Raw genomic sequence first — 17,931 nt, forward strand, 5'->3', positions numbered from 1 at the left:
AAACATGAAAAAGACTCTAATTATCGCTGCAATTACTACATTGTCATTTCAAGCAGCTGCTAACTCCGAATTTCCTAGTTGGCGCATGAACCCACAATCTGATTTGCCTGAAGGCTTAATCGCAGGCGTTGCTTGTGTTGAAAGTATGGGAGACATGACGCTTGATATGGACATCGCTTCAATGGAGGCGAGAGCATCGCTAGCCGCATCTCTCGAAGCCATGGTGCAAAAAGAGCTCGATACAAATCGAACCTCGGAGAAAAAGAAGATTGTAACAGCAGATCGTAAGGACAATGTTGTGACTACAACCGTAACCGCTAAATCGACCACAAAACAACTGACCAACCAGCTAATGAAGTTTACCTGGGTAACAGAAAGCGTTTCTGTAGAAAAAGATGTCGAAGAATATTTATGTACCCGGGTGGTTGCACGAGCACCTCAAGTTGTTGCTGAATAAGGTTTTATCATGTCAGAACAAGCTCTACCTTCATCTGTTGATAAAACAGCACCAGAAGAAGACATGTCTTTAACTCAACAAGCTCCCAATGAAGATCAAAAAGATTTTCTTGAAATAATGAGAGAGAAGACACCAAACTCTATCCTTGCCATCATTGCGCTGATCATCGCAGGTGGTCAGTTCAACGATGCTATTGATATGGGAAGCAAAGGTTGGGACCTCTTAATTTCTAACTTTTCAGATGCTCCATCTAACGAGCGTCTTTCTAAAGTCTATATTCGTGCTTCCAGTGGCATTTTAGAAGAGACATTTGGCTCTCCGGTTTATACCAAGATGTCGAATGGTGAGGTACAGATAAAGTACTACAAAGACAGTAAGTTTATTCTTTCTGCAATAACATCCAACGACACAATAGATGCTTTTCTCATTTTCCCTAAACCGGGGTTTGTCGCTGATGTGAACTACCACGCAGGCAGCGCCACTTATTTGGAAACCAACTTCGTTAACTCGACAACAGAACATGCTGCCATATCCAATATTGCGCGTTCAGGTAATTATTACATTGAAGAAGCAGAAGGTGGTCGCTATGAACTGTTATACAGCTCTGTCGGTGGTTACAGCGAATATCTATCCGCTCTCTCTGGGCAACAACTCAAGTTACTCGCTGATTTTAATGACAAATTGATGATGGAAGAGAATACAAAAGATTCTATAACTAAACTACGTAGTGAAATCAGGCCAAACTTCTATGGGTATACGACGGTCGATTTAGAATCACTCGCCCCTGCAATCCTTACCAAGCTTGAATATGAATTGATCACTGATTAACAGCAGCGTTGGTCATTGATAATCGCTATCCAGAAATGTGTATATCTGATTCGGTTGGCTCTACGTACATTGATGAACTCATCAAGTTTGCTAAAACTGAACAAGTCTTAAAAATCGGCTATAAATAGAGACAAAAAGAGCTCCTCATAATGTAGGAGCTCTTTTCATTTCGGTAACTAGGGGTTTAAGCAGGCTAGAGACCCAGTAATCTAACGACCAGAATAATACATACAGATTCGAACACCATCGAACTCACGAATCTCAAATGGGATCTCGTAGATAGACTCCATTACTGATTTTTCAACCACTTCCGAAACCTTACCCGACTTAACCACTTTACCTTTCTTCATCGCCACAATGTTATCTGAGTAACAAGAAGCAAAGTTGATGTCGTGAATCACGATCACCACCGCTTTATTGAACTCATGCGCTAAACGACGCAACGTCTGCATAATTTCGACCGAGTGTTTAATATCAAGATTGTTCAGAGGCTCATCTAAGAACACATAATCCGTATCTTGCGCCACAACCATCGCGATAAACGCCATTTGACGCTGACCGCCACTCAACTCATCAAGGTATTTGTTTTGGATGTCAGTAATGCCAAGGTGTTCTAGTGCTGTATCGACGATCTTATGATCTTCGTCTTTCAAGCGACCTTGAGAGTGTGGGAAACGACCAAAACAGACCAATTCACGAATCGTAAATCGCATGTTGATGTTATTTGATTGTCTTAACACGGCAAGGTGCTTCGCTAGCTCTTTGGTATCCCACTCAGCCAGTAACTTATCGCCAATGACCACTTCACCCGCGTCGCTGTCTGTTAAGCGGCTCGCCATTGAAAGCAGTGTACTTTTACCCGCACCATTTGGGCCAATGATAGAAGTCACTTCGCCTTTCGGGAACATAGCACTGGCATCATCAACCACGAGTGACTTGCCATACTTCTTAGTTAAACCTGTTAATTTAATCACTACTTACTACCTTTACTGAATTCTGGTGCGTAACAACAAGAACATAAAATACAAACCACCGACCAAGTTAATGATCACACTCACTGTGGTTTCAAACGCCATTACTTTTTCGATAAACCATTGGCCTGAAACCAATAGAACGACCGCTAACAAACTGCTTGCGATGATAAGCACACGATGTTGATAAGATTTGAATATCTGACGAGCTAAGCTCACGGTGATTAAACCAAAGAACAGCACTGGGCCAACCAAAGCAGTCGATACCGCGACCATCACTGACACAATCACCAAGGTAATCTGAGTCAGTCGTTTGGTGTTCACACCCAAGCTTGTTGCGTTATCAACACCAAGCCAAAGTACATCAAGCTTAGGCGCTAACAACCAAAGGCCAAGCAAGCTCAAACCCAAAGGAATAAGGCTGAGGTAAACCAACTCGCCTTTCACGTTATTGAAACTTGCGAACATCACATTCTGCAGCACCGCGAACTCGTTCGGGTCAATCAACATCGCCAAGAAGTTAGACAAACTCGAGAATACGCTGCCACATACGATGCCTATCAACAGCAGTGTGAATACGTTGTTTCGCTTGCTCTTAAAGTAGAAATGGAACAGAGCAAACGAGAACAAGATCATCACAGTCACAGACATCGAAAAGTTTGCGATCGAGTCAATCACCCAGAAGCTAGCACTGCCAAACACAAACAGAAGTACCGTTTGAACCAGCATATACAAGCTATCAAAGCCCAAGATGGATGGGGTTAAAATTCGATTATTAGTAATGGTTTGGAACACCAATGACGATGCAGAAATCGCCACCGCCGCCAACACAATTGACAGTAGTTTAGGTAGTCGCAGAGACAAGAAGAACTCGTAGTTATCCCACGTCAGCCCCTGCCCGATGAATAGCGCTGTCATACCCAAAGACGCGATAGCCAGAATCGCAATTTTTACTGAATCACGCATTCGACTTGTCTCTCATGATTAGGTAAATAAAAATCATGCCACCAAAGATGCTGATTACCATCGAGATTGGAATCTCATAAGGGAAGATGACGATTCGAGCTAGCAGGTCACAAGCCAACACCAAGATCACCCCCCAGTAGGCAGTCCAAGGCAGAATCTTCTTCATGTTATCGCCCATCATCAGCGACACGATATTCGGCACGATAAGGCCAAGGAATGGGATAACACCAACGATCATCACCACAGAGGAGGCACTGATAGCCACTAACGCAACACCAATGAAGACGATCTTCTGATAATTCAAACCGATGTTTTTCGCGAAGCTCTCACCGATGCTCGCCGCACTGAACTGGCTCGCGAAATAGTAAGCCAATACACAAGCAGGCACCGCGAGATAAAGGATTTCATAGCTGCCCTGCAACACGCTCGCAAAGTTCGCCATAGTCCATGCCGACATGGTTTGTACTAAGTCGTACTTATAAGCAATAAAGGTTGTTAGAGACGAAACAACGTTGCCATACATAATGCCAATCAAAGGCACCAATACCGCGTTCTTAAACTTGAGGTGTTGTAGGAAGCGAACCAGTAGCATGGTGCCAAACACTGCAAACGCGAAGATAAAGCCTAAGTAGCTCCATTGCGCAGCATTGCCTAGCACTAGAATGCCGACAATGTAACCCAACATCGCACAGTCAATGGTGCCCATCGTCGAAGGCGCGGCAAACTTGTTCTGTACGATTTGCTGCATGATCAAGCCAGAAACACTCAATCCCGCTCCGGCAAGCACGATCGCGAGTAGTCGAGGAATCCGACTAACAATATAAATAGAATTGGCGTGTTGGTTGCCATTGAAGAAGTCACTAAAACTGATTTCAGCGACTCCAATCATCAATGACGCAACGCATAACACAACAAGAAATACAGCAGCTGCAATGGGTTTCAACATAGGAATAATACTAAAGATAGGTCTCGGGTAGCCCGTATAAAAAAGTGAAAAAGGGCTTATAAGAACACTCTTATAAGCCCGAAAATCTGATGGTTAGTATCTATTGAATCGTACGTTCAATGTCACTAAGCATTCTATGAATCGCTGTCACACCGCCACCAGCCAAATACCAAGCACTTGAATCAAGGTAAACGATATTGCCGTGCTGCGCTGCAGGTGTTACCGCAACCAGTGGGTTATCAAACAGTTGTTGTGCGCGTCCTTCTGATTTACCAATCGCTTTTTCGCGGTCAAGCACGTAAAGCACTTCAGGTTTTGCATCAGCTATGTATTCAAAAGAGATTAGGTTGCCGTGTGTTCCTTTAATCGGAGCCACGGTTGCACTCTTTGATTCCACGAAACCAAAGTCATCAAAGATGATAGAGAAACGGCTGCCTTTGTTGAACATCGCAATGTTGTTGCCGTTGTTCATTAGCATCATTGCTGAAGTTTCGTCAGACGCTACTTTGTCGTTTACCGCTGTGATAGAAGCTTGAGTCTCTTTAATGATCGCTTCGACTTCAGCTTGCTTACCAAAGATGTCGCCTAGCACACGCCAGTTTTGCTGAGCATCAGCCCAGTACTTGTCGCCTTCAATAGAAAACATGACAGTAGGAGCAATTTGTGCCAGTTTGTCGTAAACCTTAAGCATGCGGTTTTCCGCGATGATGATGTCAGGCTTCAACATGTAGATAGCTTCAAAATCAGGTTCGCTTAAAGAGCCTGTATTTGCCGTCGTATCTTTGTACGAAGCTAGGTAATCAGGCAGCAAGCTATGAGGCGCGCCAACTGGCTGTACACCAATTTTATCGAGCACGTCTAAGCTACCGTGGCCTAGAACCACCACTCGCTGTGGTACTTCAGTAAACTGCGCTGTGCCTTTCACATGCTCAATGGTGACGGTTTCCGCATGCGCGGTCATCATGAATGATGATGCTAGAACGATGGCAAGCCCGCTCAATAACTGGCGAACTGAATTGATTGTTTTCTTCATGTTTCTTCCTTTGCCATTGATACAAACCACCACTCATGACAATGAAAGTCACATTACTCATAGACGAGCATGGGGCGTACACAACTGCTAAATAACGATAATTTAAAGTCTGTCATTGGATTGACAACAAACTTGTAACGCAAGTGAGAACTATTATCAATTATATTTGCACTAAATTGGCGATACAACAACTTTATTATTCAGAAACGTAAAAGTGAGTATTCATATTTTGCGTAGTCAGGAGAGGTATTAGGAATCAGAAATATCAAAAAGACGCGAAGAGGAAAATACTCATCAACCTGAAGAAAAAAACAGATGGGGAAAGCACCCAAAAACCCTGTAATTACAACGCTGAACCCCAAAATCATGGATTGTAATTTACAATGTAAAGATCATATACAACAGAGACTTAATCATCACCAAATTAGCTGATCAATTAAACCCACTAATGACAACGAATACGAACAGCTGAAAAGCCAAGACTCAGTGAGATATCATGGTCAAATCCCTGACCTTCGCTCATTTAACCTTCAGTAACCGATGGTAAATCACCCAAAGATATTTTTGAATTTAATTGAAAATAGGGTTGTAATTTTGAAAACTAGGCGTATAGTTCGCCACCTGGCTCTAATCTATAGAGCTGTTAATGCTAAAGTAAGTCCAAGTTCCACATAGACAGTTCTCGATTCCCTCGTTACACCATCTCTGCGTCAGCTTTCACCCAGATAGTCATTCAATAGCTTTTAAATTCGATCCTACTACCGATCTATCGTCATTTGCTCTTTTGTCAGCGAAGTCAGAATAGATCGAGCACTTAAATACAAATGTAATAAACACAAGGCACAGTTATGTCACGCAGAACAACACGACAAACCCATTGGTACCAACTATCACGCGAAAAAACAGTCAATAAACTAAAAGGTAATAAATGCTCAAGATTAAAATAGATTTACACAAAGAAGAGATTTCATGGGTCACCGAGATTCGACAGCTCAATAGCGATATACTCCACCGCCACATATTGCCCAAGCTACAACATCACAGCTATCTCATCGACTTTGAATTTAATGAACGAGAAAGCATCGGAACTATCGTTTCAGGCAACGGAAACACCCTAGGACATTTCACACTCCTATAGCATTTCCCAAAGGCTACAAAAGAAACACCATCTAGTCCCAAAGATGTAAAAGATGTCACCCTCAATTCGCTCTAGCAGAACAAAATAGAGTAGAAGTAAAACAGATCTGAAACCTAGCCCTTTTTGCATTTCACACGCGGCTAACGCTAGCTAGGTTATCGTACTTCTATTGAAACCAACTTATATCAAACTCTAAATCACCATTGAGTCATTATCAGTGCATTCATGGACTAATAAGTTAACGGTATCGACCTTAACTTCTGATCAAGAGTATATAAGTGTTCTGCAGCTTGCATGTGTTGAGGGTAATCACTGAACTTCTCACGATTCTCCTCATTCATCTTACATGTCTCATCCACCAGCATTAACTTCCAATACAGCTTCGTTGTATGCAACATCGCCAGTAACGGTTTGAACACCTCTTTCTCATAAGCTTGAATCAACTCTTCAATCAACTCGTCACGTTCGTCTTCGCTTGCGATTGAACCCTCGGTTGCCGACAACACTTTTTGATACTTCAGGTTTTGTTGCAGCTTATCCATGACCGTTTGGTTTTCTTCCGCTAAGTCAACAAGCTTCGACTTAATGATGTTTACCCAATTCGCTTGGCTCAGTACTGTGTCATCAACGCTGGTAAAATCTTCTCGTATTTGTCGTTCAACATCTTTTTGAGCTTTCTTTAAAACCGCACGCACCTTTTGGAAAGGCAGCTGATACTCCTTACTTAGCTCGATAATCAGTTTATGAAAACCACCATTTGGAAGGTGTAAGTTTTCTTTAAACGTCGCCATTGCAGCTTCTTGCTGTTCGGTAAGGTGAGTCATTCTGTTTCCTATTCTTTATCACTTATGGTGCTGAGCCCGCGATCATACCACTATTACCCTCGTTTTTTCGGTAACTTGATCAGTTACACCTCGCTATGCCGTTAAATTCTCTCAGCCCTTTCTCTTTTGGCTAGTTATTAACCCACTTGGCATAAAATGGTAAATCTCTATCGGCGAAAGTTCGTACATTACGCGCTCAGGGGATATCGCCAGACAGGAGTCGTTACTTACATATGAAAGACAAGCGCGAGAAATGAGAAAACAGATGACCTATTCAGAATACAAAGAATCCGATTTGCATAAGTGTGTAAGCATTGGTGCAGAAGCAATGGTATCCATTGCCAAGTTTGCCTTTAAAGCCACCACCCTTTTATTTCGATTTTTCCGCTGGCTTGTCGTATCGGCTTATACCTACGTGATGAAGTAATTCTATATTGGAGTGGTTGTTTTCATTACGACTTATCTAAATACCCCAAAGCGCGCCCTATTAGGTCGAGCTTTTTTTTGTGCCCAGTTTTATACCTAGCTTTATGCCAAAAATCCGAGTGCATTTTATATCGTCAGTGGCGCTAAATGGTAAAACTGACCATCGAATAAAAACCATACTACACCTGTTCCAACGAAACAGACTTCTAACTTATACAGGTACTAAAATGAAAAAGATTGCACTTAAAATTGTAGGACTAACGGTTTTGGCTTCTGCGCTAACTGGTTGTATCGGCAGCAACGCCGTAACAGGGAAAGTGATGAAATTTAACGTTGAAGTTGTCGATAACCGCTATGCCCGTGCAGGTGTAAACTTCTTATTAGCGCCTGTATACGGTATTACTACCGCAGCAGACTATGTGGTATTCAACTCACTTGAATTCTGGACAGGTAAAAACCCTATCAGCGGTTCACCACACGTATTTGATACAAAAACAGACACGCACTTCAAAGTGAACGATGAGCTGGACCCAAGCCTGAAAGAAGCCCCTGTCGGCCCAATTTCTAACAATCGCACCATTGAAACGGGTGAGATGATTAAGATCGACGAAAACACGATTCAAATGGACATCGTCTATACATCTGGTGAAACAGCGACTCTAACGGGCATCAAAGACGGTCAAAACGTTACCTATTACATGGATGGTCAGCTTGTATCGCAAACAACTATCGCTGAATTAGAGAAGATTCAAGGCACTGAAGCTTAAGGTTCATCGCCCACACAGAGTTCAAACTTAAAGAGACTTTTGAGCTCATAAAATAGAACAAGCCCGGCGATTGCCGGGCTTGTTTGTATGTGCTCTATTATTTGTAAATGCTCTATTGGGACTGAGACTGTGCAAGTCGAATGCTCACCAAACTCGCCACCATGATAGCTAAGTAAAAGCTGCCGATAATGGATTCCATAAACACAAAGAATTGAGCAATAGGCAGAGCTGGTGATATGTCGCCGTAACCAACCGTAGTCAAGGTGATAAAGCTAAAGTACATCGCATTAAACAAGTTCGTCAGCCAGACTTGCTCTTCTAACCCGTTAAAGGCATTAGGAAAGATCTCTAAAATTAACAAGTAGATGGTCGACCAAGCAAACCCTAGCAACAAGTAAATACAGATGGAGCCGATGATGTGATTGGGTGTCACCGTTTTGGCTTTCATCACCTGCTTCAACGCCGAGTAAATGTGTGAAAACAAGAACACAGCCAACGCCGATAGCGTCACTATCGACAGGTTATAGCCTTCCAAAAATGAAAACACGCCAGACACGAGCGCCGTAATCAATAACAGCCCATACCAAGAGCGATACAAGGCTCGCTCTTTATGAATACCGGCAATTGAACTCGCCAACGTAATAATGATAAGAAATAGGATTGTTTTCTGGCCTTGCGGATAAAACTGCTGCATCACCGCGCAACCAAGAAACAACACCAACAGTGCATAGAATAAGAAGTAGAAGTTGTCGTCTTTAGAGACTGGCTTCATCTATTTTCCCTCGACCTCTGCAGGTTTTTTCTCAGTTTCTTGTTGGTTTTTCTCTTCAAGTCCAAGCCACGCCATCATCAGCTCATAGCTTAAACTCAGTATCACAGCACCGACAAACAGACCGACGATGCCTGACATCGCCATTCCGCCCAGTGCACCCAATAGAATTACCAACATTGGAATGTGAGAGCCACGGCTCAGCAATACTGGCTTTAAGATAGCGTCACTGCCGCTCACCAAAATACACCACACTAAGAACAAGCTCGCCGCCAGTGTCGATTCAACGCTGAACATGTAGATGATCGCCGGTAATAGAGCGAGAATCGGTGGAAGTTGGATTATCGCAATGAGCAGCACAGCTAGCGCCCAAAACGCAGCTGCTGGAACGCCTGCAATCACCAAACCGATTGCCGACATCATGGATTGAATCACAGCCACACCAATCACACCTTGCACAACGCTTCGCACGGTCGATTTAGAGAGCTCTACCAACTCTTCACCTTTACCGCCCGTTAAACGCGCCACTAAGTGAGTCACGCCGGTTTTGCATTTATCGGCATTACTCATGAATGCACCCGCAATGATGGTAGAGATGATGAACTGAATAAAGCCGCCACCTAACGAGCCAAGAACAGAAGCCGCTTTCGTCGCAAACTGTTTAAGTTCATCCGCATACTTTATGAAAGTGCCTTCAATATTGTTGGAGGCGGCAACCAAGGTTGAATAAACCTTCTCACCTATGAATGGAATATCTTGTAAGGACTCTTTCGGTTTAGGCAATGACAATGTGCCATCTTGAAGCCCTGTCATCAGGTCAGTCGCGCTGGTGTAGATACCAGAAGAAAGCGCCGCCAAAGGAATAAATAGAAGAATCACACCAATAAAGCTCAGCAATGCACTGGCTTTACCTTTCGACATCCCGGTTTTATTTGAAATTGCGACCGCCACTGGATACAACGCAGTCGCAATGATCGCACCCCATATCACCAGAAGAATGAATGGGCGCAAAATCGAAAAACACCAATACACGAGCATGGCAATCGCTGCGATCTTGATGGCAGCGTCTATCGCCTGTTTTGAAAAATCATCGGTTAACTTCATGAGACGTCCTTGTAAGACATAATTAAGGCTGATTTTGTAGGAACTTCCAATTCCGAGTTTCTAGGAATAAAGAAGCCAAAATCATATATATACCAATTAACACTAATTGGAATATGCGTATAAGAGTGTTGCTATCGATGTCGCCTGAGCTCATCAAAGTGCTACCGACAAGTACTAACAACGTACTAAATGCAGTGGCGAAAATCGGCGCTTTTTCGGGAACCGTATAGATCTTCTTGGCGATCACAATAGCGACCAAGCCTATGAATAAAGAGTAGAAGATAATATTAGGAACAATCGAAAGGATTGAAAAAGCCGCTATCGCGAGCAATCCCCCGATACCATTACTTATCACTAGAAAAGCACTCAACTTTATCGACTTCTCTGACGTAATCATCAACGATAACAACGCAATGAACATCATTGTCAATAAAGCTTCAGATATTTGAAAGATAAAGAAAAAACATACCACTGGATAGGAGATAATCATCGCCCTAAAGGCTGCATACCAACGCTGTTTCTTTTCGAGTGGCGCAGCAGCGAAGCCTGAGAACTCCGATTTAGGCTCAGGGAAAAATACATGCCCTAACGCAAAGATCATCACTGAAACCACCCCAGAAGTTGCTAAGCCAGATGCCAGCATTACCGAAACGCCAGGGTTATCAATCGCCATGAATGGCAGCATCAAAACCGCAATCAACAGTATGGTGGCGAACAGGTTCCATTTAGGGTCGACAAACAAGTAGTAACCCCACAGCATCATTAACCCCACCAAAATCAGCAATGGAATTGGATAATGGGTAATTCCTCGCGACAGCAATAAACCTAACCCCATTGTTACCACAACGGCCAAGAGCAATTCGTAGACCGTTTCCTTATGGAGATTTGGTTTATCAATTAAGAACTTAGCTGTGAACACTGGCGCCACAAACGCAAGTGGCCAGTTTATCCACGCCGCCAAGAAAACAGCCAACGTGACCCCGACCGTAAATCGCAGGATCCGTTGCTGTGTTTGTTGGTCAGGAATCGGCTTATCGGACATAAGACAATACGCTAATCAGACGAATCCATACTTTGCCTATCGCGTTGAACACAAAGTTGTCACCGCTATAAACAATCACATCCGCTTGGCCACCCACTCGGAGCATGCCTGTCACTTCTTCATTATCAAATTCAATGGTGATAGGAAGCATCTGTGTTTGGCGCAACCAACCCGTTTGTTGGCTAGCTTGCGCAAGCTTACCTGCTTGGTCATTTTGCCCCCAATCAACACCCCAATCGATACTACTTACGCGCCCTTTAACCACTTTGCCCGGTGCGAAATCTAACGCCACTTCAACTTCATCACCGACCGTTACATTACCTAGGCTGTTCTCTCGATAATAAGCTTCAATCCAAATATCTTCGGTTGAAACAAAGGTCATGATTGCTTGCCCTGCCGATGCATAAAACCCTTCAGACAGGCTAAAGTTAGAAACACCACCTTGTGTCGGCGCGGTAATCACGGTGCGCTCTAGGTTCAATTGAGCTTGTTCAAGTGCCAGCAACGCCGCTTTCACTTGGCTATTTTCTTGGCCTTCTTTGCCCATTTGTTGCTTCGCACCTTCAAGATCAGCCTCTGCATTCACAACCGCTGCTCGAGAGGTCGCTAATGATGCTCGCGCTTTATCTGCATCTGATTTAGAAACCACACCTTTGTCTGCCATCTCTAAAACACGCTTGGCTTGCAGTTTGGTGTTTTGTCTTTCAACAATCGCTGAAGTGAGTTTCGCTTGAGCTGAAGCAATGCTCGCGGTTTGAGCACCGACATTTTGGCCTGCAATCTCTAAATTTTGCTCGGCTTGTTGTACTGCTATTTGGTAATCAGACTCATCTAAAATGGCTAACTTGTCGCCTTGATTAACCAGTTGGTTAGGTTGAACCAGTATATCGAGTACTTTACCCGACACCTCTGGTTTGATTGGAACGATATAACCTTTTACACGAGCATTATCAGTAATAGGGATGATTCGGTCTGAAATGACACTGAAGATCAACATGAATGCAACAAACAACAATAGGTAGTTTGTGACCTTTCTTACTCTGTCTTTTCCATTTTCTTGTTGGCCAACTTCTTCATTGGCTTCTTGCTTATTCCCTTTGACTTCTGACATGGGACTCCCTTCTAGATAACTAACATCAACAAAATTAATACTTTAAAAATAAGCCCGGTGATGGAAAACTCAAGTAAATAGGGTTAGATTTAGTAAACAAAACGTTGCAAATGATATGCACGTCTAATAGTGCGACAATATATACAGGATTGTATTCCAATGAGCTCTAGTCACTACCAAGTCCCGGTAATTCAAACGAACTACGCCAAAATTCTGGTTCAGGTTTTTTCTGACTATGGTCTCGACCTCCACCTTTTGCTCAAAGATTCTGGTTTACCGCCCGATCTCATTGAATCAGAAAGCGACTTTGTGCCATCAGAATCGATTAAACGTTTGATTTATCTGACATCCGCCCAACTTGGCGTATCTCGGTTCACCGATATTCTTGGACTCGCATTTCGACGTCGAATCATCCCAAATGTCTTGCATCAATTTACCGAATTCGAAACCATTGGCGATGCACTAAAACAGATCAATTCAATCTTTGCCTATGATTCACCAGGCAGCAAAGTCGAGTTTATCCAAGAACACGGTCAGAACTGGTTTTGCCGGACAGCCCCGGAAGACAACTCCCCTATGTTTCAATGGGGCGAAGCTTTCGCTGTTATTTATATCATCGAGTTAATAACCATTTTATCGCAATCACCATGGTTACCGACTAAAGTTCGCTTGCAAGGGCATGACATCGATGTCGTCAAAACACTGGTATCAAGTAACTGCCAACTGTTTGTTGATCATTCGTCGACTGCTGTGCAGATTCCTGATGAGATCTTACAACTCCCAATCCGTCTTACGTCTAAAGACCTCAGTACAAAACCGACACTTATTGAGTGGCATACCAGCTTTACCGATAGTATTTATGAGCTTCTAAAACCGTACATGAAAGAACAAGACCTCTCTCTTGAAGAGGCGGCAGAGCTGCTCAACTTTTCAGTGCGAACGTTCCAACGCAAACTCAAGAATGAAAACACCACTTATCGAAAGATCAAAGAGAACCTGATGTTTTCTGTAGCTTGCGAGCTGATGGAAGAAGGCCACACGCTGACCTACATTTCTAGCCAACTCGGTTACACCAACATCTCTCATTTTTCTCGTGCATTTAAGCGTGTGTCTGGCCTTACGCCGAAGATTTACCAACGCTCAATCTCGGCTTAGGCTTCGCTCGATTGATTAACCAAGCACGGCCTACATCTAACCAAGGGCAATTGGAGTAGCACAGCCTGGGCTAGAGCTACACACTCTATTTCGCCCGTTACCTTTAGCGCGGTAAAGTGCCTTATCTGCACTGCGATAGGTCGCTTCGGCTTGCGCCTGTATTTCAGACACACCACTGCTCACGGTCAGGTTCAATGTTGTCCCTTTGGTAATCACTTCTTTCAGTCGATACATCGCCTCAAACGCTTCTGCCAAATTGGTTTCAGGCATCAAGATAGCGAACTCTTCTCCGCCTACTCGCGCGACGATATCAGTGTCTCGGCTGTTGTTTCTCAACAGTTCAGCGACCTCTTTCAGCGCTGAATCACCTTGGTCATGACCGTGATTATCATTGATAGCCTTGAAGTGATCTAAATCGATCAACGCCAAACAGGAATGTGTGTAACCATAACGCTCTGCCAGGTTAGAATAATGTTTTAAGTCGTTATCAAAGCGGCGTCGATTCCAACAACCAGTTAGTGAATCGGTTTCCACCAGCACTCTTAAGCGACGCTCTAAAACCTTTCGTTTGCTGATATCGGTAAACGTGACCACGTACTTTTCGTTATGTGGTAATAGTTCCGAGAGCTTTTCAACCACCACGTTAACCGTGAAATGCTCGCCAAGGCGGCTAACACCGCTCAACTCCCCTTTCCACCTTTGGTTTTGTTTAAGGGAAGTAGCGATAGTCGATACCAGACCGCTGTTATTCATAAAACAGAGGTCAGAAATGGGGCGAGCTTCGACCTGGTCAAACGCATAACCAGAGACTCGAGAAAACTGCTGATTAACCTGAATTATTCTCAATTGACTATCGAGGACAATAAAGCCAGCCACGCCATCAATGATCGCCTCAGACAAACTGTTCTGGCTTTGATTAACTTCGTGTCGATACAAGCGGGCTGTGCTCAATGTGCATAAGAGAAATAGCGCGCACACGGAAAAAACCATGGCTGCAGTGGAAGCGATGCTCAGCAACCACAAGCTAACTAACGTATTTAAGACAAGCACAGAGACAACGTAAAACGGTGCTCTGCGATCAAAACTTAACTTGTTCATAATGTGCTCGGGTGATGGACAGAGCGCTATGATGACTAAGTTTTACCAACAAGATTTACCATTTTACGACACATACAAATTCAAATTAGATGCTGAGCCGCGCACTCAACGACTTATGCTAGTTATTGAGCAAAAATAGCAAGCTACCTCCACTCAATGAACTGCCGTAGTTAAAGTTGATCCCAACACCAAAGTTATCAAAGAAGTAAGAGTCGTAAGGCACATCAAAGACTAACCCTGCGCCAAATTCATAGTAATAGTGCGTATCAAGCGGATCTGTGAGATCCCCTGCTACATCGATTCTTCGAAAGTTGTAATGAATTTGAGGGTTCTTTAAAGACCAAGCATCTAATACCACATTTTGTCTGAATTCAATTTCATTGATAAAGCGTAAACCTTCAGGGTTGCCGATATCGCCATCATTGGCTTCACCCCATCCCGTTCCATAGAAATAACGCGCTCTTGATGAAACATTCCAACTTCCCCACTCTTGTTTCTGTAGGTATTTGAGTTTGACCGACGGCTCGCCAATCAATGCCCATGCAGAAGTATTCAAAGCGTATCCATCGAGCTGAGATTGAAAAGCCTGGGAGTAGCTATTGTTGTATTTATATTTATTGCGGTAATAGAGCAAGTGAGTGCCTAAGCCATACGCGATAGACCAACGTTGGGTTAAATGGTTTTGAACCCCGAAAAAGCCATACAGGCCCAATACTGAGTCTTTATTCGGATTCACACGACGGTCAGAGGTCACTTCCGGTGAGATTTCAATATCCTGTTCAGAAAGCGCATAAGACCCTCGCACAGACCAAATAAGGTCAAGATCAGGATCATCGGTGTTAATCACCGAAGAATAAGGAATGGAGCCCACACTCACTTGGCTTCGAGTATCGATGGTTTTATCGGAGCCAAAACCATTGTCGTTCAAATTGATAAATGAATTTGGGTCAAAATCAACAAAGCCAATAGAAACCGCATCACTGTCAGTCAACGCTATAGAAGCCGCGAATATCTTCTCTAAACGATTTTGAATCGCTTCATTTGAGGCATAGGCCGAGGATGAAAAAAGGCCAGTTAAGATCAGAGCAATAGAAGAGGAATACAGCGATTGGGGTGAAAGCATTAAGTTGACTCCATTCAAACTTATGCTTCAAGTGTAATTGGTAACTTAACTATTTCAATCAGAGAGTTAACGGTGTGGTTGATACTGCTCTCAGTTCCAACTGCAAGAGCGTTGCCAAATCGATGGCTCCCCAAAGCTCTTCTACGTCTTGGATTCTAAAATGAATAATCATATGTGCCTCTGTCTAAATTGGAGTCTTATCTTGGATCATTCTTAAAACCCTTACTTACCATAATACGCCAAGCCGACTTTAAGACCTGTTTCGCATATAAAACAATAAGCGTTTGAAAATTATAAGATTAACTCCTAAGTTTTTTATAACCCTTTACTCAGGAAGAAGTAGATGAGCAATATAGAAAAAGTATATGGATTTAATACGCCCCAACGACTCTTTGTCGGATACACCCTTGCGGTACTCGTCGATTTAACCGTTCTTAATTTTTTTTAATACTGGGACTTCGTCAATATCGAGTCATTCACCATCTCATTTTCAGCTGCGATTTTGCTGCAGCTATTACTCAAATTGTCTATAGGCTTAGAACATAAGCTGGCGGATTACTTCAAATCTAAACCGGGGACTGCACCTAAGATTTATCGCGGTTTATCCAGTTACGTGATTTTGGTGGGCTCTAAGTTTGTGATGTTGGAAGCCATCAATATCTTATTTGGAGACAAGGTAGATTTCACAGGCCCATGGAATGGTGTGGTAGCGTTCTTCGCTGTGGTATTCACGATTTTGGTCGCAGAGATTGTTGTTTCAAAGATCTACTTCGCACTCGATGATACGCCCAAAGCCGAAAAAGCATAGCCGCTTTTCTTTCACATCTAAGACAAAAAAGTGAGCCTATCAAGGCTCACTTTTTACATCTATTCTTTACGTTTCAGCGATTAACAAGCAGAGCTGTTAGATAAAGACTCTCGCTCTAACACCGAATACCCAAGCGCTGCTTTCATTGGAGAATGCAGGATCCTTTATGTACTGGATGTCAGGCGTTACTTGGAAATGGTCACCAAACTGCATGTTGTAGTAGATCTCTGCTGTCCACTGCTCTGTACTACCGCTTATAGCTTTCGCATCAGCTGCAAAAGAATCACCATTCACTTCCGCCCAGTTTAGCGCTACACCAAGGTTGTTGGTCGGTTTTCCTAATCCAAAGTACCCCATACCAACAGAAATCGACTTATCGTAAAGGGCAACATCCCCTTTAGAGAAACCACCTCGCACAAACGGCATCACTTGATCAGTCATGAACTGGCTCCATGAGAAGTTAACGCCCGAGCCACCTTCCGCAGCAAGGCTATTACTATGACGAGTATCGTCACCAAAGTCCCAGAAAGTCACATGGAAGTTATCGGTGTAGATCTGCTCTTGCGAAGCCGTCCAGCCTAACTCCAGTGTGGTGAAGTAAGAGGCATCGCTGCCAAAAGCGGTATCAAAGCCATCAAAAATGTCATCTGATTTACCCTTTGCGTCCGCGATACCACCGACCACATAAAAATTCTCACCCAACATATGACCAGCAGAAAGCGCAAGTACACCATCATCAGGTAAGCCCATCGCACCAGAGCCTGTCGAGAATGCCAAATTAGTAAAGCCAGACCATGGGCTTGCTAGAGCGTAAACATCTGCATAGTTCGTTACATCCTGCCAACCGACAATAATAGTGCCTTTGCCATCGTTGATTTTTTGCTTCCAATTTAAGTCTGTAACACGGAACCCTTGGTCACTGTATGCCGGGCCAATTGCACCAACATAGCCAAGTGGGCCGAATGAATAGTCTTTTGGCGCAGTATCACCATAGGCATGCCTATGTTCCACCTTCCATACCAAGCTACCTGAGTTCTGTGTGCCATTTCCTAGTAGGTGCCATGACCCGTATAGTCGTGCGACGCCGGATGATGCATTAACGCTATCGCCACCAACGCCATCTCCAGAAGTAAGGCCTAACGCAAAGTAATCCGCGCCAAATGTAAAACCATCCGCAGCAAGCTTTTCACGCCAATCCAGTTGCTGATATTTTTGTTTTGAAATTGTATTTTCAACAGAGTCTGGACCTTCGAAATTTGCGCTATAAACCGCTGTGCTCATTGACGTTGCTAGCACCATCACAGCCATACTTACTTTAGATAATCTTGAATTCATCTTGTCACCAATGCTTTTTGAGTGAGTTCT

18 protein-coding genes and 1 pseudogene are annotated in these 17,931 nt (G+C 43.5%); 7 read left to right on the forward strand and 12 right to left on the reverse strand.

Annotated features, from left to right (window positions below):
* Positions 1-4: 4 nt before the first annotated feature.
* Together AB4138_RS10165 and AB4138_RS10170 are read left to right on the forward strand one after the other, a co-directional pair.
* The gene (locus AB4138_RS10165) at positions 5-457 is read left to right on the forward strand and encodes a hypothetical protein (RefSeq protein ID WP_017102532.1); all 453 of its coding nucleotides are present in this window, start codon (positions 5-7) and stop codon (positions 455-457) included.
* Between the two features lie 9 nt (positions 458-466).
* Positions 467-1,285, forward strand: coding sequence for an ETEC_3214 domain-containing protein (locus AB4138_RS10170; protein ID WP_170962357.1), 819 nt, complete (start codon positions 467-469; stop codon positions 1,283-1,285).
* A gap of 209 nt (positions 1,286-1,494) precedes the next feature.
* On the opposite strand, the gene AB4138_RS10175 is transcribed toward AB4138_RS10170, so the two are convergent.
* From AB4138_RS10175 to AB4138_RS10190, 4 genes are all read right to left on the reverse strand, one after another.
* Entirely contained in the window at positions 1,495-2,259 is a 765-nt protein-coding gene (locus AB4138_RS10175; RefSeq protein ID WP_017066723.1) for an ABC transporter ATP-binding protein, read from the reverse strand.
* A 12-nt stretch (positions 2,260-2,271) separates the two neighbouring features.
* Entirely contained in the window at positions 2,272-3,222 is a 951-nt protein-coding gene (locus AB4138_RS10180; RefSeq protein WP_017068462.1) for an iron chelate uptake ABC transporter family permease subunit, read from the reverse strand.
* Positions 3,215-4,168, reverse strand: a complete 954-nt coding sequence (locus AB4138_RS10185) for an ABC transporter permease (protein ID WP_017061896.1) — start codon at positions 4,166-4,168, stop codon at positions 3,215-3,217. The genes AB4138_RS10180 and AB4138_RS10185 overlap by 8 nt, the downstream gene beginning before the upstream one ends.
* A gap of 100 nt (positions 4,169-4,268) precedes the next feature.
* The gene (locus AB4138_RS10190; protein ID WP_372305888.1) at positions 4,269-5,201 is read right to left on the reverse strand and encodes a siderophore ABC transporter substrate-binding protein; all 933 of its coding nucleotides are present in this window, start codon (positions 5,199-5,201) and stop codon (positions 4,269-4,271) included.
* A gap of 928 nt (positions 5,202-6,129) precedes the next feature.
* Between AB4138_RS10190 and AB4138_RS10195 the strand changes: the two genes are divergently transcribed.
* Positions 6,130-6,339 (forward strand): hypothetical protein, encoded by a 210-nt coding sequence (locus AB4138_RS10195; RefSeq protein WP_004731601.1) that lies wholly within the window; start codon positions 6,130-6,132, stop codon positions 6,337-6,339.
* Positions 6,340-6,569: 230 nt separating this feature from the next.
* On the opposite strand, the gene AB4138_RS10200 is transcribed toward AB4138_RS10195, so the two are convergent.
* Complete coding sequence (locus tag AB4138_RS10200) at positions 6,570-7,163, reverse strand: hypothetical protein (RefSeq protein ID WP_372305890.1); 594 nt, start codon at positions 7,161-7,163, stop codon at positions 6,570-6,572.
* Between the two features lie 265 nt (positions 7,164-7,428).
* Between AB4138_RS10200 and AB4138_RS10205 the strand changes: the two genes are divergently transcribed.
* Entirely contained in the window at positions 7,429-7,590 is a 162-nt protein-coding gene (locus tag AB4138_RS10205; protein WP_019820087.1) for a hypothetical protein, read from the forward strand.
* A gap of 226 nt (positions 7,591-7,816) precedes the next feature.
* Positions 7,817-8,356, forward strand: coding sequence for a DUF3332 domain-containing protein (locus tag AB4138_RS10210; protein WP_017061899.1), 540 nt, complete (start codon positions 7,817-7,819; stop codon positions 8,354-8,356).
* A gap of 112 nt (positions 8,357-8,468) precedes the next feature.
* Here AB4138_RS10210 and AB4138_RS10215 read toward each other — a convergent pair whose 3' ends face one another.
* From AB4138_RS10215 to AB4138_RS10230, 4 genes are read right to left on the reverse strand one after another with little or no spacing between them, the layout of a single operon-like run.
* A complete protein-coding gene (locus tag AB4138_RS10215) occupies positions 8,469-9,128 on the reverse strand; it encodes a potassium channel family protein (protein ID WP_017061900.1) in 660 nt (219 codons plus the stop codon).
* Positions 9,129-10,229, reverse strand: coding sequence for an AI-2E family transporter (locus AB4138_RS10220; protein ID WP_017068458.1), 1,101 nt, complete (start codon positions 10,227-10,229; stop codon positions 9,129-9,131). It lies immediately after the preceding gene.
* Positions 10,230-10,251: 22 nt separating this feature from the next.
* Positions 10,252-11,271: a DUF2955 domain-containing protein gene (locus tag AB4138_RS10225; protein WP_102571615.1), complete on the reverse strand. Its 1,020-nt coding sequence runs from the start codon at positions 11,269-11,271 to the stop codon at positions 10,252-10,254.
* Positions 11,261-12,382, reverse strand: a complete 1,122-nt coding sequence (locus AB4138_RS10230) for an HlyD family secretion protein (protein WP_372305893.1) — start codon at positions 12,380-12,382, stop codon at positions 11,261-11,263. Before AB4138_RS10230 ends, AB4138_RS10225 begins: the two co-directional genes overlap by 11 nt.
* A gap of 159 nt (positions 12,383-12,541) precedes the next feature.
* Between AB4138_RS10230 and AB4138_RS10235 the strand changes: the two genes are divergently transcribed.
* A complete protein-coding gene (locus AB4138_RS10235) occupies positions 12,542-13,537 on the forward strand; it encodes an AraC family transcriptional regulator (protein WP_017072267.1) in 996 nt (331 codons plus the stop codon).
* Positions 13,538-13,573: 36 nt separating this feature from the next.
* On the opposite strand, the gene AB4138_RS10240 is transcribed toward AB4138_RS10235, so the two are convergent.
* A complete protein-coding gene (locus AB4138_RS10240; protein WP_372084002.1) occupies positions 13,574-14,635 on the reverse strand; it encodes a diguanylate cyclase in 1,062 nt (353 codons plus the stop codon).
* Positions 14,636-14,753: 118 nt separating this feature from the next.
* Entirely contained in the window at positions 14,754-15,758 is a 1,005-nt protein-coding gene (locus AB4138_RS10245) for a Solitary outer membrane autotransporter beta-barrel domain (RefSeq protein WP_372084005.1), read from the reverse strand.
* 343 nt (positions 15,759-16,101) lie between these two features.
* Between AB4138_RS10245 and AB4138_RS10250 the strand changes: the two are divergent.
* Positions 16,102-16,566, forward strand: a pseudogene (locus AB4138_RS10250) (hypothetical protein).
* A gap of 96 nt (positions 16,567-16,662) precedes the next feature.
* Here the strand turns inward: AB4138_RS10250 and AB4138_RS10255 are convergent.
* Positions 16,663-17,901, reverse strand: coding sequence for a carbohydrate porin (locus AB4138_RS10255; protein ID WP_372305897.1), 1,239 nt, complete (start codon positions 17,899-17,901; stop codon positions 16,663-16,665).
* Positions 17,902-17,931 lie beyond the last annotated feature (30 nt).

The sequence above is a fragment of the Vibrio sp. 10N.286.52.C3 genome, assembly GCF_041468865.1.
Classification (GTDB): Bacteria; Pseudomonadota; Gammaproteobacteria; order Enterobacterales; family Vibrionaceae; genus Vibrio; species Vibrio crassostreae_C.